This is a genomic window from Streptomyces sp. NPDC020490, assembly GCF_044335305.1.
Lineage (GTDB): Bacteria > Actinomycetota > Actinomycetes > Streptomycetales > Streptomycetaceae > Streptomyces.
Map to the genome: position 1 here is coordinate 220,547 of NZ_JBIRUY010000001.1, position 18,778 is coordinate 239,324.

General features: G+C 72.9%; 17 protein-coding genes and 1 pseudogene. 7 read left to right on the forward strand and 11 right to left on the reverse strand.

The window, feature by feature from the left end; translation table 11 throughout:
• Window positions 1–349: 349 nt before the first annotated feature.
• Complete coding sequence (locus tag ACH4ZX_RS00950) at window positions 350–658, forward strand: hypothetical protein (RefSeq protein WP_398265407.1); 309 nt, start codon at window positions 350–352, stop codon at window positions 656–658.
• A 55-nt stretch (window positions 659–713) separates the two neighbouring features.
• Here the strand turns inward: ACH4ZX_RS00950 and ACH4ZX_RS00955 are convergent.
• A pseudogene (locus tag ACH4ZX_RS00955) lies at window positions 714–911 on the reverse strand (esterase-like activity of phytase family protein); the annotation flags it as partial.
• A gap of 151 nt (window positions 912–1,062) precedes the next feature.
• On the opposite strand from ACH4ZX_RS00955, the gene ACH4ZX_RS00960 reads away from it, so the two are divergent.
• Entirely contained in the window at window positions 1,063–1,245 is a 183-nt protein-coding gene (locus ACH4ZX_RS00960) for a hypothetical protein (RefSeq protein ID WP_392193317.1), read from the forward strand.
• A gap of 4 nt (window positions 1,246–1,249) precedes the next feature.
• On the opposite strand, the gene ACH4ZX_RS00965 is transcribed toward ACH4ZX_RS00960, so the two are convergent.
• Window positions 1,250–2,644 (reverse strand): tannase/feruloyl esterase family alpha/beta hydrolase, encoded by a 1,395-nt coding sequence (locus ACH4ZX_RS00965; RefSeq protein WP_398265411.1) that lies wholly within the window; start codon window positions 2,642–2,644, stop codon window positions 1,250–1,252.
• A 189-nt stretch (window positions 2,645–2,833) separates the two neighbouring features.
• Window positions 2,834–3,712: a hypothetical protein gene (locus tag ACH4ZX_RS00970; protein ID WP_398265414.1), complete on the reverse strand. Its 879-nt coding sequence runs from the start codon at window positions 3,710–3,712 to the stop codon at window positions 2,834–2,836.
• A gap of 531 nt (window positions 3,713–4,243) precedes the next feature.
• Between ACH4ZX_RS00970 and ACH4ZX_RS00975 the strand changes: the two genes are divergently transcribed.
• On the forward strand, window positions 4,244–5,140 hold the full coding sequence (locus tag ACH4ZX_RS00975; RefSeq protein WP_398265417.1) for an oxygenase MpaB family protein: 897 nt from the start codon (window positions 4,244–4,246) through the stop codon (window positions 5,138–5,140).
• Window positions 5,141–5,389: 249 nt separating this feature from the next.
• Here ACH4ZX_RS00975 and ACH4ZX_RS00980 read toward each other — a convergent pair whose 3' ends face one another.
• Together ACH4ZX_RS00980 and ACH4ZX_RS00985 are read right to left on the reverse strand one after the other, a co-directional pair.
• Window positions 5,390–5,989 (reverse strand): class I SAM-dependent methyltransferase, encoded by a 600-nt coding sequence (locus ACH4ZX_RS00980; RefSeq protein WP_398265420.1) that lies wholly within the window; start codon window positions 5,987–5,989, stop codon window positions 5,390–5,392.
• Window positions 5,990–6,100: 111 nt separating this feature from the next.
• Window positions 6,101–6,529 (reverse strand): PPOX class F420-dependent oxidoreductase, encoded by a 429-nt coding sequence (locus tag ACH4ZX_RS00985; RefSeq protein ID WP_398265423.1) that lies wholly within the window; start codon window positions 6,527–6,529, stop codon window positions 6,101–6,103.
• A gap of 93 nt (window positions 6,530–6,622) precedes the next feature.
• Here ACH4ZX_RS00985 and ACH4ZX_RS00990 point away from each other — a divergent pair, with 93 nt between their 5' ends.
• Both ACH4ZX_RS00990 and ACH4ZX_RS00995 read left to right on the forward strand, forming a co-directional pair.
• Window positions 6,623–7,036 carry a roadblock/LC7 domain-containing protein gene (locus ACH4ZX_RS00990; RefSeq protein ID WP_398265426.1) on the forward strand — a complete coding sequence of 138 codons (414 nt, stop codon included), beginning with the start codon at window positions 6,623–6,625 and terminating at the stop codon, window positions 7,034–7,036.
• A 128-nt stretch (window positions 7,037–7,164) separates the two neighbouring features.
• Window positions 7,165–8,133 carry a DUF6397 family protein gene (locus ACH4ZX_RS00995; protein ID WP_398265429.1) on the forward strand — a complete coding sequence of 323 codons (969 nt, stop codon included), beginning with the start codon at window positions 7,165–7,167 and terminating at the stop codon, window positions 8,131–8,133.
• On the opposite strand, the gene ACH4ZX_RS01000 is transcribed toward ACH4ZX_RS00995, so the two are convergent.
• Window positions 8,070–8,936: an acyl-CoA thioesterase gene (locus ACH4ZX_RS01000; protein ID WP_398265432.1), complete on the reverse strand. Its 867-nt coding sequence runs from the start codon at window positions 8,934–8,936 to the stop codon at window positions 8,070–8,072. The genes ACH4ZX_RS00995 and ACH4ZX_RS01000 overlap by 64 nt on opposite strands.
• Before the next feature lie 37 nt (window positions 8,937–8,973).
• Complete coding sequence (locus ACH4ZX_RS01005; protein ID WP_398265435.1) at window positions 8,974–11,487, reverse strand: DUF3516 domain-containing protein; 2,514 nt, start codon at window positions 11,485–11,487, stop codon at window positions 8,974–8,976.
• Window positions 11,488–11,632: 145 nt separating this feature from the next.
• Between ACH4ZX_RS01005 and ACH4ZX_RS01010 the strand changes: the two genes are divergently transcribed.
• On the forward strand, window positions 11,633–12,427 hold the full coding sequence (locus tag ACH4ZX_RS01010; protein WP_398265438.1) for a metal-dependent hydrolase: 795 nt from the start codon (window positions 11,633–11,635) through the stop codon (window positions 12,425–12,427).
• A 218-nt stretch (window positions 12,428–12,645) separates the two neighbouring features.
• On the opposite strand, the gene ACH4ZX_RS01015 is transcribed toward ACH4ZX_RS01010, so the two are convergent.
• From ACH4ZX_RS01015 to ACH4ZX_RS01025, 3 genes are all read right to left on the reverse strand, one after another.
• The gene (locus ACH4ZX_RS01015; RefSeq protein WP_398265441.1) at window positions 12,646–13,116 is read right to left on the reverse strand and encodes a DUF5709 domain-containing protein; all 471 of its coding nucleotides are present in this window, start codon (window positions 13,114–13,116) and stop codon (window positions 12,646–12,648) included.
• Between the two features lie 267 nt (window positions 13,117–13,383).
• Window positions 13,384–15,165, reverse strand: a complete 1,782-nt coding sequence (locus ACH4ZX_RS01020; RefSeq protein ID WP_398265444.1) for an ABC transporter ATP-binding protein — start codon at window positions 15,163–15,165, stop codon at window positions 13,384–13,386.
• A complete protein-coding gene (locus ACH4ZX_RS01025; RefSeq protein ID WP_398265447.1) occupies window positions 15,162–17,099 on the reverse strand; it encodes an ABC transporter ATP-binding protein in 1,938 nt (645 codons plus the stop codon). The genes ACH4ZX_RS01020 and ACH4ZX_RS01025 overlap by 4 nt, the downstream gene beginning before the upstream one ends.
• 282 nt (window positions 17,100–17,381) lie before the next feature.
• Between ACH4ZX_RS01025 and ACH4ZX_RS01030 the strand changes: the two genes are divergently transcribed.
• Window positions 17,382–18,122, forward strand: coding sequence for a L,D-transpeptidase family protein (locus tag ACH4ZX_RS01030; RefSeq protein WP_398265450.1), 741 nt, complete (start codon window positions 17,382–17,384; stop codon window positions 18,120–18,122).
• 184 nt (window positions 18,123–18,306) lie between these two features.
• On the opposite strand, the gene ACH4ZX_RS01035 is transcribed toward ACH4ZX_RS01030, so the two are convergent.
• Window positions 18,307–18,762, reverse strand: a complete 456-nt coding sequence (locus tag ACH4ZX_RS01035; protein ID WP_398265453.1) for a MarR family winged helix-turn-helix transcriptional regulator — start codon at window positions 18,760–18,762, stop codon at window positions 18,307–18,309.
• Window positions 18,763–18,778 lie beyond the last annotated feature (16 nt).

Consider the following 18,778-nt stretch of genomic DNA (forward strand, 5'->3'; position numbering starts at 1 on the left):
GCGGGCACACGCGCGTGCTTGATCACCGATGGGCACGGACCCAGGCGCGCACCTGGGATCACGATGCGCACGGGTACACGTCGTGCACGCCCTCCGCGCGGACAATGCTCCGGAATCGTGCCGTCCATGGCATGGTGCCGTACCGACTTCCGCGCGGAGGCCGTCCCGTCGTCGGACGCGGGCGACGCTGGTCGGCATGGCCATCCCGCCCGTACCGCCTCAGCCGCCCGGCCCGCCCGCGCCGCCCGGCCCGCCCGCGCCGCCCGGCCCGCCCGCGCCGCCCGGTCCACCCGCGCCCTTCGGCCCGCCCTCGCCCTCCGGGCCGGGAGGGCGCCGAAGGCCGGTCTTCGTGCTGCTCGTCGTACTCGTGGCGGCGGCGGCCGTCGTGGTGGTCGTGCTGCTGTCGGTCTCCTCGGGCAGCGGCGACTCACCCGGCGGGAAGCCCGCCGGGGACGGCGCGAGCGGCGGCCGCACGCCCTCGCCGTCCCTGAACGTCCCGTCGGGACTGCCGAGCGAGCTGCCCACCGCGCTGCCGTCCCGGCTGCCCAGCGAGCTACCCACAGCACTGCCGTCCCGGCTGCCCAGCGGGCTGCCGAGCGGCATCCCGAGCGATCTGGAGTCGCTGATCCCCTCCCTGACGGGCGGCGAACTGCCGTAGCCGTCCGTGAGCGGGCCGCGCGCGTGTGAGGCGCGTCGCCCGTCGCGGCTCACACGCGGGCGTCGAACGCGCCCGCGCCGTCCGTCATCCCGAAGTCGAAGTCGTTGTCGTTGACGAGGGCGAGCGTGTCATGGTCCACGCGCGCGGCACCCTCGATCTTCCCGGGCACGCCGGCGACGGCGCCGAGGTCGACGACGAGCCTCTTGCCGAGCACCGGGACGCCCGCGGCGGCGGGGACATCAGGCCTCCTGAGGAGAAGTCCGCGGAGCGCGCGTCTTCCGGGTCTCAGGGGTGCGTCGGGGTCGTGGCTCAGGGACGTATCAGGGTCGCGATGCGGAACCGCGGGAAGCGCGGACCCGTTTTCACGACAGAGAGCGGCAGTGGCCGCGAAGGAGGCGACGCACATGTCGAAGAACGCGAAGATCGCCGCAGGAGGCGTGGCGGCCGGACTGATCCTGCTGATCTGGCTGCCCTGGTGGGCCGCGCTTCTGATAGTCCTGGGAGTCCCGGCCGCCGCCTACCTCGCCCTGGACCCCTCGCAGCGGCGGCGACTGCGCCGCGTCAGCCGCAAGGAGCTCGGCCGCTGAGGCGCTAACGCGCGGAAGCGGCCCGGTCGGACAGGGCGCAGGAGCCGACCACGTCGCCGTCCGCGGGCCTGGCCACGGCATGGTCCGCGGGCGGCTGCGCGCCTCGTTCCACCCATGACACCAGCGCGTCGAAGGCCGACCGGTAGCAGGGCAGGATCGGCCGCAACCGGTCCGGATAGGTGTCGTACAGGCCGTCGACGTGCGTGCCGCCCTGGATCGTGTAATAGCGGTGCAGGAGGCCGCGTCCGCTCCCGTCGACCATGCGCGCGTACACGTCGGAGTCGGCCGCCGCGGGCAGCAGCGCGTCCAGGTCGCCGTGCAGCGTGATCAGCGGCTTGCCGATGCGCCCGGTCAGCGACACCCGTGCCACGGCACGATGGACGGACGCGGGCCGCGACGCGAAGTCGTACGCCGCGTCGGAGGCGCACGGCGCCAGGATCTGCTCCGTGGTGGTCCCGGCCGAGGGACCGGGGCAGGCGGGGTCGTAGCCCGGGTCGAACTCCGCACGGTAGATCTTCTGCGTGAGCCCCCAGTAGGCCTTCTCGTGGTACGGCCACAGGAACTCGGAGCCGCGCGCGAATCCCACCGCGTAGAGGTCCTCGTCCCGTGCCGCTCCCAGCGTGCGCGCCACGGCGGCCGGCAGTGAGGTGAGCAGGCTGGGACCGTCCTCGGTCCACAGGGCGCCCTCCCAGTCCACGCCGCCGTCGTACAGCTCCGGGTGGTTCTCCAGCTGCCAGCGGGTGAGGTAGCCACCGTTGGAGATGCCGGTCATGTACGTACGACGCGGAGCGTGGCCGTACCGCTGGGCCACGGCGCGCTTGGCGGCCCGGGTGAGCTGGGTGGTGCGCGCGTTCCACTCGGCGACCGCGTCACCGGGCCGGGTGCCGTCGCGGTAGAAGTCGACCCCGTTGTTGCCCTTGTCGGTCGCCGCGTACGCGTACCCCCGGGCGAGGACCTGGTCGGAGATGGCCGTGTCGGTCGCGTACTGCTTGCGCGTGCCGGGTGCGCCGGTGACCACCAGACCGCCGTTCCAGTGGTCCGGCAGCCTGATGACGAACTGGGCGTCGTGGCTCCAGCCGTGCGTGGCGTTGAAGTGCGAGGAGTCCGGGAAGTAGCCGTCGATCTGCGCTCCGGGCACTCCGGAGGGTCTGGGGGTCGCCTTGGCCGTCAGCCCGGCCTGGTCGGCCATGTCGGTGTACTGCGTGCCGGCGAGCCCGGCCGTCGTCAGGTCGGGCAGACAGGCGCTCTGCTGGAAGGCCGCACCCGGCACGTGGACCCGTGTCTGCCGGGCGCAGTGCCCCACGTCGTCGGCTCCCACGGCCGAGGCGGAGACCGGCCAGGTGAGGGTCGCCGCGGCGAGCGCGGCGACGACGGGCGGGACAAGACGGGACGGACGCATGGCAGCCTCCAGGCAGGCGGAAGGAAACGGCGACCGGTGGGAACAGGGCGCCGGGGGCTGCCTCATGGTGCTGTCAGGCGTATGCCGCATCCATGGGCTGGGGCCACATGGAACGACCTCGTCACATAGGGATCGAAGACAGGGATGGAAGTGATGGATGAGGGTGCGTCAGCGGACCGGCGCGGGGTTTCAGCTGGGACGGACGGCCATCTTGTCGAGTGCCTCCAGCAGACCCGGCAGTTCCGGCCCCCTGCCCACCGGCAGCACCTCACCCGGCTCCTCGTCGAGCAGCACGAACGCGATGTCGTCGGTCCTGGCGACGAGCGACCAGCCGGGACCGTCGGCGCGCAGGGTCCGCGCGTCGCCCGGGGCGAAGGACGACCGGACGCGGCCCAGCGGCGGGGGCGTGTCCACGTACGCGCGTGCCTCCGCCAGGACCCGCCGGATCCTGCTGGAACCCGCGCTCCCGTCCGCCTTCCTCACCCGCGCGGCACTCGCCGCCCCGCCGGCGCCCTCGGAGGACTCCGCGCCCTCGGAGGGTTCGGAGGCGTCCGGCGCCGACGGGAACTCGGAGTCGTCGATCTGCTCCCGCCACAGCGCCCACTGCAGCGCGATCTCGTCGGCCCCGAGCCGGCGCTGGGCCGGCCCCCACGTGGAGGTGTCCGGCGGCGACAGCGGAGGCCGCTCGGCGACCTCCGGGTCCGGATCGTGCGGGTCGGGCACGCCGGGAGCCGCGACGGCGACCGCGAGCGGCCAGCCGGGCAGGGCGGCGACGACCGAGCGCTCGTCGGGCGACAGGTCGTACTCCATGCCGCAGTCCCAGGACGCGATGGCGACGGCGACCAGGGAGACGTCGTCGACGACGACGGTCCACCGGGCCCCCTCGCCGTCCTGGCCGAGCACCAGACCGTAGCCGTCGGCCAGCGGCGCAAGGCCGAGCGCCGCGCAGGCCTCCGGGTAGTCGTCGCCCAGCACGCTCGGGAACTTCGCCGGCGTCAGCAGCACCGCCGTGAGCACATAGAGCGCGTCGTCCGCGGCGGCGACGGCGTCCTCGTCCGTCCCGGCCATCCCAGCCTCCCCATCGGTTCGTCCAACGGCGCGCACCCTAATCCGAGCGGAAGGCGCTTGTCACGACTCCCCGGCCACGCGGAGCTGCAGTTTTCCGGCTGGACGGGGGCGAATCGACCGCTCGTCGACCCGCGCGACGGGCCACCGGAACCCCCAGGGGCGCCCGGGCGACGGCGCCCGGCGACTCCCCGCGCTCCCGCGCGAGCGCGGCGACGGCCCGGCCCGCCGGCTCGCTGACCCCGAAGGACAGCGCTTCCGCCGACAGCCGGCCGGCCGCCTCCGCCACGCGGGCCCGGTCGTCCTCCGCGCGGGCCGCGACATACCCGGCGGCGGCTTCGAAAAGATTGTGTGTACGTTTGGCCCGGCCGGCGTCCGTCCCCGCGCGGACCAGGCCGAGGAACCCGGCACCGGAGCTGCGCACCCGTCGAGCAATCCGACCGTTCTTCCCTCGCGCCGCCGCCCTCGCTGATCGTCCACATTCCGTGACGCACCGTAGAGTTGGAGCCCCGGCGGCGGAAGAAGGAGCGCGCGGTGAAGCGGTTCGAGCGGCTGGAGCAGATCCGGCGGATGGACCCGTACGAGGACGCGTCCGAGATCTACCGGCTCAGTTCGGCGTACGAGTTCCCGTGGGACTTCACCCGCTCCCTCGAACTGGCCCTCTACCGCACCTACGCGGTCCCCGGCATCGGCCGGCTCCTCGCCGAGACGGCCGAGCTCACGGAGCGGGCGCAGAAGCGCTACGACGACACCAGCCTGCTCCTCGACGCCGTCGTCGAGCACGGATTCGGCAGCCCGGAGGGCCGCACCGCGATCCGCCGCATCAACCAGATGCACCGCAGCTACGACATCAGCAACGACGACATGCGGTACGTGCTGTGCACGTTCGTCGTCATGCCCAAGCGGTGGATCGACGCCTACGGCTGGCGCAGGTTCTCGCGCCACGAGACCGTCGCGGCGAGCGTCCACTACAACACCCTGGGCCGCCATATGGGCATCAAGGACATTCCGGGGTCCTACGAGGAGTTCGAGGCCTGCCTGGACGCCTACGAGGAGGCGCACTTCGCCTGGGACGAGGGCGCGCGGCGGGTCTCCGACGCCACGCTCGACCTGATGGCCTCCTGGTACCCGCGCCCGCTGGCGCCCGTGCTGCGCGCCTCGACGCTGGCTCTGCTCGACGAGTCGCTGCTGCGCGCCTTCCGCTACCCGGCCCCGCATCCGGCCACCCGCGCGCTGGTGCGGCGCGCGGTGCGCGCGCGTGGCCGCCTCGTGCGCCTGCTGCCGCCGCGCCGGGCACCGCACCACGCGCGCCAGAACTGGGAGGTCAAGGGCTACCCGAACGGCTACCGTCTGGACGAACTGGGCACCCGCCCGGTCCCCGGCGTGCGCGGCTGCCCCGTCCGGCACCTGGACCCATCAGCCGCCGAGTGACTCCGTGCTCGCGCACCGCAGGCCGGCACTCGTCGCCCGGCCGGTGCTCACGGAGGCCGAGCTCGACGCGTTCCCGCCGCCCACGGCGGGGAGCGGCGAAATCGCCTCTTACGGCGAGGACGAGTTCGTCGACGCCCTGGAAGCGGCGGGCGTGCGCGTGGTGACGGTGCCGGGCGCGGGGCACACGTCATGTCCGACAACCCCGGTGCCTTCGCGGCGGCGTTCGCCGGCCGCCGCTGAGCACCGGCGTCAGCCTTCGCGTACCGCCAGCGCCAGGAAGCGGGCGTCCTCGTCGACGTACGAGGTCAGGCGGAAGCCGGAACCGGCCAGCAGGGGACGGAGATTGTCCTCCGCGCGCAAGTCGTCCGGGGTGAGCCGGCGGCCCTGGCGCGCGGCGAGCGCCGCTCTGCCGATCGGGTGGAACAGCGCCAGCGTGCCGCCGGGCCGCAGCACCCGGAACAGCTCCCGCAGATTCCGCGCCGGGTCGGGCAGGTGCGCGATCAGGCCGGCCGCGAACACCGCGTCCAGCGACTCGGACCGCAACGGCAGCGCGGTGACGTCGGCGAGCAGCAACCGCCCGTCCCGGTCCCGTCCGGCCCGTACGGCGGCCTGCAGCATGGCCGGGGTCAGGTCGGCCCCCACCACCACCCCGGACGGGCCCACGGCCGCCCGCAGCGGTGGCAGGGCACGCCCCGTGCCGCAGCCCGCGTCCAGCACGCGGCCCCCCTCGGGCAACCCGAGGGTGGCCACCGCGGCCGCGTAGGCCGGGCCGTCGTCCGGGAAGCGGCTGTCCCAGTCGGCGGCGCGGGCGGTGAAGAACTCCTGTACGTGCGTGTGATCGTCGCTCATGCCGCGCATGATCCCGCACCCACGGCCCGGCGCCGCCGCGCACACGCTCGGCAGCCGGGCGGCAACCGTCCGCCCGGCTGCTCACCGGTGGCCGTCGGCCGGGCCCGAACCTCAGTCGGCGAGATCCCGCACCGCCACCACCTTGTCGACGGTGACGCGGACGAGGAGTTCGCCGGGAACGCCGTTGCGGGCGCCGTACTCCTCGGCCCGTTCCTCGCCCATGTACCGGGCCGCGATGCGGGTGGCCCACAGCCGCACCTCGTCGAGGTCCTCCGACAGCCGGGCGCGGCCGTTCAGCACGACGAAGTGGAAGGGCGGCCGGTCGTCGTCCACGCACAGGGCGACTCGCCCGTCACGGGCCAGATTGCGCCCCTTCACGGTCTCCTTGCCGGTGTTGAAGACCAGTTCGTCGCCGTCCAGCAGGAACCAGACCGGCGCCACATGCGGGCTCCCATCGGCCCGTACGGTCGAGAGCTTGCCGGTGCGGGTGCCCTCCGAGACGAACGCCCGCCATTCCTCATCGGTCATCTTCTGTGCCATGCCCCCATCCTCCTTGCCCGGCGACCGGACGTGGGGAAGGCTGGCGAGCAGATCCTCCGGCCGGGGGGAGTCGTCACACGGGGAGACCGAAACATGGTGCAGAACCAGGGACTTGGCTGGCTCCTGGACGATCTGACCGAGCGCGTCGACCACGTACGGCACGCCTTGGTCCTGTCCAACGACGGGCTGGTGGCGGGAGCGAGCGCCGGGCTGCGACGTGAGGACGCCGAGCATCTCGCGGCCGTCTCTTCCGGACTGCACAGCCTGGCCAAGGGTTCGGGACGGCACTTCGGCGCGGGCAGGGTCCGCCAGACGATGGTCGAGTTCGACGACGCGGTGCTGTTCGTCACCGCGGCCGGCACCGGCAGCTGCCTGTGCGTGCTCAGCGCCGCGGACGCCGACATCGGCCAGATAGCCTACGAGATGACCCTCCTCGTCAACCGGGTCGGCGAGCATCTCGGCGTGGAGGCCCGGCAGCCGGAGCGGAACTCGCCGGAAGACCCCTGACCTGCAGGTTCCTCCTCTCCCGTGGAGTTATCCACAGGCCCGCCACGAGATCCGCGGAAGCGGCTACGGTTTTTCCCGAGGCCGCGCGGACAGCGCGGGACCACGTACTCCACGGGGGGAGACCGACCATGGCAGGCGACACCATCACGGCACCACACCCCGCATCCCGCACGCTGAGCCGCGCGGCCAGGGACCTGGGGCTCACACGGGGTGAGTTCGACCTCGCGGTGGACCTCGGGCGCATCCGGACCGTGCCCGACGAGGGAGGCGGCGGCTGCCGCGTCACCAGGGCCGAGATCGACCTGCTGTGTTCGGAACAGGGCTTTCCCGAGTCGCTCCGCGACAGCGTCCGCGTCGTGGGCACCAGGGAGGGCGCGGCCGTCATGGAGGTCCCGGCGACCCGGTTCACCCGGCTCGCGCGTCTCGGCCTCGTGACTCCGGTGAGGTTCTACCTCAACCGGTACCGCGCCGTGGTCTGGCTGTACCGTGCCGCCGAACTGAGGCAGTTCGCCGCCGGGAAGGACAACGCCCACCTGCTGAGCGGACGAACGCCCGGAGAGCTGCGCAGTCGGCTGGAGGCGGGCCTGGCCCTGCGGGCCCGGGACTGGCGGGGACGGCACCTCGGATTCCTGCTGCGACGGGCCGACGGTCCCTGGGAGCGCGCCGGAGCCGTGGCCGCCCTTCTCGAACTCACGCAGATCGCGGAGATCGCCGAGGATCCGTACGAGCGCACCCACTTGCTCCGGTTCCGGCCCGGGCCGCCTGTCCACGGGGCGCCGGGCTCACCGGCCGCGCTCCTTGCCGAACGGATCATGACGGCGGACGATCCGGACGAGGTCGGCCGGCTCAGGGGCGATCTCACCCGAGCCCTGGCAGCGGCGCGCGAGCACCGTCCGGTCCCGCGCCCGCTGCCGGCGCCGGTGATCGCCCGGTCGGCGCGGTCGCACGGCGCGCCCCCGCCGACGCGGCCGGAACGCTCCCGCGGTGGCCTGCTGGTCCGGCTGCTCGGCAGGAAGGGCAGGAGATGCGAGGGCTACAAGGCCCTGAAGAGCCCTTCCTGCACCACGGACACCAGCAGCCGCCCCTTCACGTCGTAGATGCGCCCGCGGGCCAGGCCGCGTCCGCCCGTCGCGATCGGTGACTCCTGGTCGTACAGGAACCACTCGTCCGCGCGGAACGGCCGGTGGAACCACATGGCGTGGTCCAGCGACGCCATGTCGAAGTTGCGCGGACCCCACAGGGGTTCGACCGGGAGGCGGACGGCGTCCAGCAGGGTCATGTCGCTGGCGTAGGTCAGCGCGCAGGTGTGTACGAGCGGGTCGTCGCCCAGCGGCCCGACCGCGCGCATCCACACGGCACTGCGCGGCTCCGCCCCCTTGACCTCCTCGGCGCTCCAGCGCAGTCGGTCGGCATAGCGGATGTCGAAGGGCTGCCGGCGCGCCATCCGCTCCAACTGCTCCGGCAGCGCGCCCAGATGCGCCCGGACCTCTTCCATGACGGTCGGCAGGGACTCCGGATCGGGGACCTTCCGGGCCGGCGGCAGCTGGTGCTCGAAAGGACCGTCCTCAGGCCGGTGAAAGGAGGCGGTGAGAATGAAGATCGTGCGGCCCTGCTGCACGGCGGTGACCCGGCGGGTCGTGAACGACCTGCCGTCCCTGATCCGCTCGACCTGGTACACGATCGGTACCCCCGGCCGGCCCGGGCGCAGGAAGTACGCGTGCAGCGAGTGCACCGGACGGTCGCTGTCCGTGGTGCGGCCCGCGGCGACCAGCGCCTGGCCCGCCACCTGGCCGCCGAAGACCCGCTGCAGGGACTCCTGGGGGCTGCGGCCACGGAAGATGTCGACCTCGATCTGCTCCAGGTCGAGGAGGTCGACCAGTCTGTCGGCCGGGTTCGTCATGCGGGGGAGTCTCCTTGGTTCACAGCTGACCGACGGTTCACAGCTGACCGACGTCGGTGACGCGGACCACCGCGCGGCCCTCCGCGTCGGAGGCCGTGAGGTCGATCTCCGCGCTGATGCCCCAGTCGTGGTCGCCGTTCGGGTCGTCGAAGATCTGCCGGACGCGCCACAGGCGGTTGTCCGGTTCCTCCTGGATGACCAGCAGCTTGGGACCCCGGGCGTCGGGGCCGGTGCCGAGTTCGTCGTACTCGTCCCAGTACTTGTCCATCGCCTCGCCCCAGGCCTCGGCGTCCCAGCCGGCCTCGGCGTCCATCTCGCCCAGTTCCTCGACCTGGTCCAGGGCGGCGAGCTCGACGCGGCGGAACAGGGCGTTGCGGACCAGCACGCGGAAGGCACGCGCGTTGGTGGTGACCGGCTTGACCTCGTCGGCCTTCTCCTGGGCCTCCTCGGCCGTCATCTCCTCCGGGTTGGCGAGCTGCTCCCACTCGTCCAGCAGGCTGGAGTCGACCTGGCGGACCGTCTCGCCGAGCCACTCGATCAGGTCCTGAAGGTCCTCGGACTTCAGGTCGTCCGGGATGGTGTGGTCCAGGGTCTTGTAGGCGCCGGCGAGGTAGCGCAGCACGATGCCCTCGGTGCGGGCCAGCTCGTAGAGGGACACCAACTCGGTGAAGGAGAGCGCCCGTTCGTACATGTCGCGGACGACCGACTTCGGCGACAGCGGGTGATCGCCCACCCAGGGGTGGCTCTTGCGGTAGGTGTTGTAGGCGTGGAAGAGCAGCTCCTCCAGGGGCTTCGGGTAGGTGATGTCCTGGAGGCGCTCCATGCGCTCCTCGTACTCGACGCCGTCGGCCTTCATCGCGGCCACCGCCTCGCCGCGCGCCTTGTTCTGCTGGGCGGCCAGGATCTGCCGGGGGTCGTCCAGCGTCGACTCGACGACCGAGACCATGTCCAGGGCGTAGGACGGCGACTCCGGGTCCAGCAGCTCGAACGCGGCGAGCGCGAAGGTGGACAGCGGCTGGTTGAGCGCGAAGTCCTGCTGCAGGTCGACGGTGAGGCGCACGATGCGGCCCTCGGCGTCCGGCTCGTCGAGCTTCTCCACGATGCCGCCGTCGAGCAGCGAGCGGTAGATCGCGATCGCGCGCCGGATGTGCCGCAGCTGCTGCTTGCGCGGCTCGTGGTTGTCCTCCAGCAGATGCCGCATCGCCTCGAAGGCGTTGCCCGGGCGGGCGATCACCGACAGCAGCATCGTGTGCGTGACCCGGAACCGGGACGTCAGCGGCTCCGGCTCGGACTCGATGAGCTTGTCGAAGGTGTTCTCCGTCCACCCGACGAAACCCTCGGGCGCCTTCTTGCGGACGACCTTGCGGCGCTTCTTCGGATCGTCGCCGGCCTTGGCGAGCGCCTTCTCGTTCTCGATGACGTGCTCGGGCGCCTGCGCGACGACGAAGCCCGCCGTGTCGAAGCCCGCCCGTCCGGCGCGGCCCGCGATCTGGTGGAACTCGCGGGCCCGCAGGGTGCGGACGCGGTTGCCGTCGTACTTGGTGAGCGCGGTGAACAGCACGGTGCGGATGGGCACGTTGACGCCCACGCCGAGGGTGTCCGTGCCGCAGATCACCTTCAGCAGCCCGGCCTGCGCGAGCTTCTCCACCAGACGGCGGTACTTGGGCAGCATGCCGGCGTGGTGGACGCCGATGCCGTGCCGGACGTAGCGGGAGAGGTTGCGGCCGAACTTGGTGGTGAAGCGGAAGTTGCCGATCAGATCGGCGATCTGCTCCTTCTCCTCGCGCGAGCACATGTTGATGCTCATCAGCGCCTGCGCCCGCTCGACGGCCTGCGCCTGGGTGAAGTGGACGATGTAGACCGGCGCCTGCCTGGTCTCCAGCAATTCGGTCAGCGTCTCGGTGAGCGGGGTGAACCGGTACGCGTACGACAACGGCACGGGCCGGGTCGCCGAGCGGACCACCGAGGTCGGCCGGCCGGTGCGCCGGGTGAGGTCCTTCTCGAACATCGAGACGTCGCCGAGCGTGGCGGACATCAGGATGAACTGCGCCTGGGGAAGTTCCAGCAGGGGGATCTGCCAGGCCCAGCCGCGGTCGGGCTCGGCGTAGAAATGGAACTCGTCCATGACGACCTGGCCGACATCCGCGTGCTTGCCGTCGCGCAGCGCGATCGACGCGAGCACCTCCGCGGTGCAGCAGATCACGGGTGCGTCGGCGTTGACGGACGCGTCACCGGTCAGCATGCCGACGTTCTCGGTGCCGAACAGCTTGCACAGCTCGAAGAACTTCTCCGACACGAGCGCCTTGATCGGAGCCGTGTAGAAGGTGACCTCGTCCCGGGCCAGCGCGGCGAAGTGCGCCCCCGCCGCGATCATGCTCTTGCCGGAGCCGGTGGGCGTCGACACGATCACGTTGGCGCCGGAGACCGCCTCGATCAGCGCCTCCTCCTGGTGGGGGTAGAGCGTGAGACCGCGCTCCTGGGCCCACGACTCGAAGGCTTCGTACAGGGCGTCGGGGTCGGCGGTCGGCGGCAGCTGGTCGATGAGGGTCACGCACCCATCTTGCCTGGCCTTCCGCCCGGTAGGGGAATCGGATGTCCTGAGGAAGATCACGGCCGCTACGCTGTGTCGCCGACGGCGCGTCAGCGCACCGGGTCAACCGGACAGCGGCACAGGACGAATGGGGCGGGCAGCGGCGATGATGGGACCAGCACACTCACTGTCGGGGGCCGCCGCCTGGCTCGGCGTCGGTGCGGCCGCCGCCGCGGCCGGGCACGCGATGCCCTGGCCCGTCCTGCTGACCGGCGCCCTGATCTGCGCCGGAGCCGCGCTCGCTCCGGACCTCGACCACAAGGCGGCCACCATCTCGCGCGCCTTCGGGCCGCTGTCGCGGTGGCTGTGCGAGATAGTCGACAAGCTCTCCTACGCCGTCTACAAGGCGACGAGGAAGCAGGGCGACCCGCGCCGCTCCGGCGGCCACCGCACGCTCACGCACACCTGGCTGTGGGCCGTCCTGACCGGTGCGGGCGCCTCGGGCATCGCGATCACCGGCGGCCGCTGGGCGGTGCTGGCCCTCCTCTTCGTCCACATGGTGCTGGCGATCGAGGGCCTGCTGTGGCGGGCCGCCCGCGGCTCCAGCAGCGACGTCCTGGTCTGGCTGCTGGCCGCGGCCACCGCGTGGATCCTCGCCGGGATCCTGGACAAGCCGGGGAACGGTTCGAGCTGGCTGTTCACCGAGCCCGGCCAGGCGTATCTGTGGCTGGGGCTGCCGATCGTGCTGGGGGCGCTCGTCCACGACATCGGGGACGCGCTGACGGTGTCCGGCTGCCCGATCCTGTGGCCGATCCCGGTGGGCCGCAAGCGCTGGTATCCGATCGGCCCGCCGAAGGCCATGCGGTTCCGGGCGGGCAGCTGGGTCGAGCTGAAGGTGCTGATGCCGGCGTTCATGCTGCTCGGCGGGGTGGGCTGCGCGGCGGCGCTGAACTTCATCTGAGCCGGGCGCCCGCGCGGGCCGTCCCCGGCGGGCCGGGCCGCGCGAGGTTCAACGTCCGGCGCCGGGCGTCATCCGTCCTGCCCCGCACCGGCGCCGTACCGCCGCTCGAACCGGGCGATGCGGCCCTCCGGGTCCACGGTCCCGGCCTTGCCCGTGCGGGTCCCGGCCTTGCCCGTGCGGAAGGGATGGCTTCGGGCGCACGACGCGGAGCGTCGCGGTCAACCGGACAGGCCCTCCTCGTCGACGATGTGCATGGCGGCCTCCTCGGCGGACGCCGCCGCGCCGTCGATGCCCACGTCGGTGGCGACCAACGCGCTCTCCTCATCCTCGTGCGCCCCTTCGTCGGGGGCCACCAGCCGGCCGGAGCGGACGGCGCCGACCTCGTTGTCCAGGGGTTCCCCGTCGGTGCCGTCGCAGTCGCCGATTCCGTCGCCGTCGGGCGGCGCGAGGTCGGGCAGTTCCTCGGCGAGCCGCTGGTCCAGCGTCTCCCCCTGCTGGCGTTCCGCCGCCGTCACCCCGACGTGGTCCACGGCCCAGGGCCTTTCCGGAGGGGACCAGCCCCGGTCGAGGGGGTCGTCGACCCCGTCGTAGTCCAGGGTGTCCTCCGCATCCAGCACACCCGAGTCCTCCCGGATCTCGGACGCGTCTGGCTGGTAGACGTCGTCTCCCCATCCTTCGGCGCTGGTCACGGTACCTCCAGGTGCTGGGGACGGGCCCTTCTCGCCGCGGTCGGCGGCGGGCCGCCGGGACGCGGGGCACAGACCGCGCACGCGGAGGAACCGACGCTCCCCGGGCGCTCCCCGAGCCGGTGCCGATGTCCAGCCTTCCACCCCGGTTCGGGGCTGCGCAACGCCACGGCGCGGGTGCCGGGGCGATCGGGAGCCCGGCGGGCCGGCGGTCCTCACCCACCGCGCCGTACGACACCCCCGGTCACCGCTCCCGGCAGCCGCGCGCGGTCACCCGTGCCACGACCTCCACAGCGCCGCGTAGGCGCCGTCCGCCGCGACCAGTTCGTCGTGGCTGCCCAGCTCACTGATGCGGCCGTCCTCGACGACGGCGATGACGTCGGCGTCGTGGGCGGTGTGCAGGCGGTGGGCGATGGCGACGACGGTGCGGCCGTCGAGGACCCGGGCCAGCGACCGTTCCAGGTGCCGGGCCGCCCGCGGGTCGAGGAGCGAGGTCGCCTCGTCCAGGACCAGTGTGTGCGGGTCGGCGAGCACCAGCCGGGCCAGCGCGATCTGCTGGGCCTGGGCGGGGGTGAGCGCGAGCCCTCCCGAGCCGACCTCGGTGTCCAGTCCCTCGTCGAAGGCGCGGGCCCAGCCGTCGGCGTCGACCGCGCCGAGCGCCGCCCACAGCTCCGCGTCGGTGGCGTCGGTGCGGGCCAGCAGCAGGTTGTCGCGCAGGGAACCCACGAAGACGTGGTGCTCCTGGTTGACGAGGGCCACGTGCGAGCGCACCCGCTCGGCGGGCATCCGGGTCAGTTCGGCGCCGCCGAGCAGGACCCGGCCGTCCCGGGGCGCGTAGACGCCGGCGAGCAGCCTGCCCAGGGTGGACTTGCCGGCGCCCGACGGGCCGACCAGCGCCAGCCTGGTGCCGGGGGCGACCTGCAGGGACACCTCGCGCAGGACGTCCACGCCCTCCAGGTAACCGAAGCGGACCCGGTCGGCGTGCACGTCCCGCCCGTCGGGGACCACCGAGGCGTCACCGGCCGCCGGCTCGATGTCCCGCACGCCGACCAGGCGGGCCAGGGACACCTGCGCCACCTGCAGTTCGTCGTACCAGCGCAGGATCAGTCCCACGGGGTCGATGAGCATCTGCGCGATCAGCGCGCCGGTCGTCAGCTGCCCGACGTCGATCCAGCCGCGCAGGACGAACACACCGCCGATGATCAGGATCGAGGACAGGACCGTCACGTGGGTGACGCTGACGATCGGGAACAGCACCGACCGCAGCCAGAGCGTGTAGCGCTCCCAGGCCGTCCACTCCTTGATCCGCCGTTCCGACAGCGCGGTGCGGCGCGGGCCGAGCCGGTGGGCCTCGACGGTACGCCCGGCGTCCACGGTCTCGGCGAGCGCGGCGGCGACGGCCGTGTACCCGGCGGCCTCCGACCGGTAGGCGGCCGGCGCCCGCCGGAAGTACCAGCGGCAGCCGATGATCAGCAGTGGCAGCGCCAGCAGAACGACCGGGGCCAGCGGCGGAGCGGTGACGACCAGCCCGCCCAGCAGCAGCGTGGCCCACACCACGCTGATGGACAGCTGGGGCACGGCCTCGCGCATCGCGTTGGCCAGCCGGTCGATGTCGGTGGTGATCCGGGACAGCAGGTCGCCCGTCCCGGCTCGTTCCAGGACGCCCGGCGGCAGGGCGACCGACCGCACCAGAAAGTCCTCGCGCAGGTCGGCCAGCATCCGCTCGCCGAGCATCGCCCCGCGCAGCCGCACCTGCCGCACGAACACGGCCTGCACGACCAGCGCGAGCAGGAACAGCCCGACGGTGAGTTCCAGACGGAGTTCCCGCGCTCCGTCCGACACGCGCTGCACGAGACCGCCCAGCAGCCAGGGGCCGACCATCGAGGCGCCGACGGCCACCGTGTTGACGGTGACGAGCAGGAGGAAGGCCCGGCGATGGCGCCGGAACAGTTCGGCCACGTAGGCGCGCACGGTCGCGGCGGCGCCGACCGGCAGGGTGTTCGCCGTCGTCGGGGCCGCCGGGTCGTACGCCGGTGGCGCCACGCCGATCATGCCGACTCCTCGATCTCTTCCAGGACGACCCGCAGGGCGCCGTCGTCGTTCATGTTCGGTGCGTGCGGGGCGTCAGTGCCTGTGCCCCGTCGGTGCGGGGCGTCAGCGTCTGCGTCTCGTCCGCGCGGGGCGTCAGCCTCTGTGCCCCGTCCGCGCGGGGCGGCGCGGGCGTCCACGTCCCGTGAGGCTGTTCCGGCGGCCGTCTCGCGGGACACCACCGCTCCGTACCGGGGCTCGGTGCGGACGAGTTCCCGGTGCCGGCCGACCGCCGCGACCTCGCCTTCGTGCACCAGCACGACCCGGTCCGCGCGATCCAGCAGCAGCGGCGACGAGGTGAACACCACCGTCGTGCGGCCTGCCCGCAGATCCCGTACGCCCTGCGCGATCCGCGCCTCCGTGTGCGAGTCGACGGCGGAGGTCGGCTCGTCCAGGACGAGCACCTCCGGGTCCGTGACCAGGGACCGGGCCAGCGCGAGTCGTTGGCGCTGGCCGCCGGAGAGCGACCGGCCGCGCTCGGTGATGCGGGCGTCCATCGGGTCCGCCGCGTCGAGCGACCCCTGGGTGAGCGCCGCCAGCACGTCCGCGCACTGCGCGGCCGCCAGCGCCTCGGCCGCCGACACGTCACCGGAGGCGGGGACGTCGAACAGCTCACGCAGCGAGCCCGACAGCAGGACGGGGTCCTTGTCCTGGACGAGGACGGCCGCCCTGGCCGAGTCGAGCGGCAGATCGTCCAGCGGCACCCCGCCCAGCAGCACCGACGTGCCCTTCTCGGCGGGATGTGCGGGGTGCCCGCCCAGCCGTTCGGCCAGCCGCCCCGCCGCGTCCGGGTCGCCGCACACCACGGCGGTCAGCAGACCGGCGGGCGCGAGCAGACCGGTCTCCGGGTCGTACAGCTCTCCGGAGGGGAGGCCGTCGGCGCCCGTGCCCGCGGTGTCCGTGGCCCGCTCCAGCGACAGCACGCGCGCCGCCCGCCTGGCCGAGGGCCGCGAGAAGGAGTAGGCCATCGCGATCTCCTCGAAGTTGCGCAGCGGATAGGTCAGGACCATCACCGAGCTGTAGACGGTGACCAGTTCGCCCACGGTGACCCGGCCCTCGCGGGCCAGCCGGACGCCGTACCAGACGACCGCGATGAGCAGCAGCCCCGGCAGCAGTACCTGGATCGCCGATATCAGCGACCACATGCGGGCGCTGCGCACCGCGGCCCGCCGCACCTCCTGCGAGGCGCGGCGGTAGCGGTCGAGGAACAGCTCCTCACCGCCGATGCCGCGCAGCACGCGCAGACCGGCGACGGTGTCCGAGGCCAGTTCGGTGGCCCGGCCCGCCTTCTCGCGCTGGAGGTCGGCGCGCCGGGTCGCCCGCGGCAGCAGCGGGAGCACCGCCACCGCCAGCACCGGCAGACCCACGGCGACGACGGCACCGAGCGCCGGCTGGTAGACGACGAGGGCGACGCAGACCAGCACGATGGTGACCGCCGCCGCGGTGAACCGGGAGACGGCCTCGACGAACCAGCCGATCTTCTCGACGTCGCCCGTGGAGACGGCGACCACCTCACCGGCCGCGACGCGCCGGGTCAGCGCCGAGCCCAGCCGGGCCGCCTTGCGGGCGAGCAGTTGCTGCACGCGGGCGGCCGCCGTGATCCAGTTGGTGACCGCGGCCCGGTGCAGGAATGTGTCGCCGACCGCATTGCCGGCGCAGACGAGTGCCAACAGCCCGCCCGCGAGGGCGAGTCGGCCACCGGAGCGGTCGACGACGGCCTGCACGGCGATGCCCACGCAGAACGGCAACGCGGAGACCGAGGCGAAATGCAGCAGTCCCCAGGCGAACGACGTGACCTGTCCACCGAGCTGATTCCGGGTCAGCCACCACAGAAATCGCGGCCCGGAGCGCGCGTCCGGCAGGCCGGGGTCGGAGTAAGGAAGGTCTTGGATCTGCATGACGGATGACGTCCCGGAAGCTCGTGTCAGCAACCCGGAGGCTCGGGTCGTGAAGGGGCGAGAAGGAGCGAGAAGGAGCGGGGAGCTGCGAGAAGGGGCGGGAAGGGGCAAGAAAGGGCGGGAAGGGGCGGGAAGGGGAGCAAGGTGGAACCGCGCGGTGTGGCAGCAAACCGTGAAAGGCTCGCGTCAGAAAGCGGTCGGAGGCAAACGGTTTTCGACGCCACCGCTCAGAACCGGCTGTCGTGTCCGGTTCGCCGCAGCCGGTGGTGCGACCATGGGGCGATGCACAGCGGCAGCGGTGTCCGGCACGCGATCGTCACCACAGCGGCCCTCGTCGGCCTCCTGGCCTCCCTGACCGTCCTGTCCGGATGCGACGGCGCACACCACGCCGGAGCAGGCGACGGCGCGGACTCCCGGTCCGCCGGCCACCCCGCCCCCGACCACACCCGCGTTCCGGGCATCGGCGACCGTCTGCTGCGCAGGATCCCTGCCGGCTCTCGCCAGGTCCTGGCGGTCTACGGCGAGGGCCGGGACTCCGCCGACTCCACCGCCGTTCTGTACACGAGGCACGGCACCTCCTGGCAGCGGGTCCGCGGCTGGCCCGCGCACAACGGCAAGAAGGGCTGGACCACCGACCATCACGAGGACGACAACCGCAGCCCCGTGGGCGTGTTCACGCTCACCGACGCGGGCGGTGTCCTCCCGGACCCCGGAGCGAGGCTGCCCTACACGCGCTCCGCCGCCTTCGCGGCCCCCCGCTGGTGGGCCAGGTCGCACTGGCACGACTTCGACTACGTCATCGCCATCGACTACAACCGCGTCGCGGGCAGGCCGCCCAACGACCCGGCCCGACCGCAGGGCCAGGAGAAGGGCGGCGGCATCTGGCTGCACATGGACCACGGCAGCGGCACGTCGGCCTGCGTCAGCCTGTCGAAACCGGCGATGGAGTACCTGCTGCGCACCCTTGACCCGGACAGCCGTCCGGTGGTGGTGATGGGGGACCGGGCCCACCTGAAGGACTGAGCGACGTCGTGCCCGGCTCGCCACGGCACGAAGACGAGCGGCACGAAGACGAGTGGCACGACGACGAGTGGCACGACGACGGGCGACGCGAAGACTGGCGACGCGAAGACTGGCGGCGCGACGACAGGCTGCACGAAGACGAGCGGCACGACGACGGGCGGCGGAACGATACAGCGCCCCGCGCTCAGCAGCTGCTGCCCCGCTCGGGCGCTCCCTCCACCAGCGTGTCCAGCAGGTCGCCGAGCACCTCGCGCTGCTCGCCGGTGAGCGGCGCGAGGATCTCCTCGGCGGCCGCCCTGCGGGCGCCGCGCAGCTCCCGCAGGGCCTTGCGTCCGTCGTCCGTGAGCTCGATCCGGATCACCCGGCGGTTGGCCGGATCCGGCACCCGGCGCACCTTGCCGCTCGCCTCCAGCCCGTCGACCAGCGTCGTCACCGCCCGCGGGACCACCTCCAGGCGCTCGGCGAGGTCGGCCATGCGGGGCGGCGAGCCGAAGTGCGCCAGGGTGCGCAGCAGCCGGGACTGGGCCGGGGTGACGCCCAGGCCGCACTGCTCGATGTGGCGCTTCTGGATGCGGTGCACGCGGCGCGTGAACCGCAGCAGCTGCTCGGCGAGCAGGCTGTCCCGATCGGGGGTCGTCATACGGGAACAATAACAG

Bases quoted from the DNA above. Each gene is read 5' to 3' on its own strand.
- ACH4ZX_RS01025 (WP_398265447.1), bottom strand. From the start codon at position 17,099: ATGCAGATCCAAGACCTTCCTTACTCCGACCCCGGCCTGCCGGACGCG.
- ACH4ZX_RS00980 (WP_398265420.1), bottom strand. From the start codon at position 5,989: ATGAGCGACGATCACACGCACGTACAGGAGTTCTTCACCGCCCGCGCC.
- ACH4ZX_RS00990 (WP_398265426.1), top strand. From the start codon at position 6,623: ATGGTGCAGAACCAGGGACTTGGCTGGCTCCTGGACGATCTGACCGAG.
- ACH4ZX_RS01000 (WP_398265432.1), bottom strand. From the start codon at position 8,936: ATGACGAACCCGGCCGACAGACTGGTCGACCTCCTCGACCTGGAGCAG.
- ACH4ZX_RS00960 (WP_392193317.1), top strand. From the start codon at position 1,063: ATGTCGAAGAACGCGAAGATCGCCGCAGGAGGCGTGGCGGCCGGACTG.
- ACH4ZX_RS01010 (WP_398265438.1), top strand. From the start codon at position 11,633: ATGATGGGACCAGCACACTCACTGTCGGGGGCCGCCGCCTGGCTCGGC.
- ACH4ZX_RS01030 (WP_398265450.1), top strand. From the start codon at position 17,382: ATGCACAGCGGCAGCGGTGTCCGGCACGCGATCGTCACCACAGCGGCC.
- ACH4ZX_RS00995 (WP_398265429.1), top strand. From the start codon at position 7,165: ATGGCAGGCGACACCATCACGGCACCACACCCCGCATCCCGCACGCTG.
- ACH4ZX_RS01020 (WP_398265444.1), bottom strand. From the start codon at position 15,165: ATGATCGGCGTGGCGCCACCGGCGTACGACCCGGCGGCCCCGACGACG.
- ACH4ZX_RS01035 (WP_398265453.1), bottom strand. From the start codon at position 18,762: ATGACGACCCCCGATCGGGACAGCCTGCTCGCCGAGCAGCTGCTGCGG.
- ACH4ZX_RS00965 (WP_398265411.1), bottom strand. From the start codon at position 2,644: ATGCGTCCGTCCCGTCTTGTCCCGCCCGTCGTCGCCGCGCTCGCCGCG.
- ACH4ZX_RS00985 (WP_398265423.1), bottom strand. From the start codon at position 6,529: ATGGCACAGAAGATGACCGATGAGGAATGGCGGGCGTTCGTCTCGGAG.
- ACH4ZX_RS00970 (WP_398265414.1), bottom strand. From the start codon at position 3,712: ATGGCCGGGACGGACGAGGACGCCGTCGCCGCCGCGGACGACGCGCTC.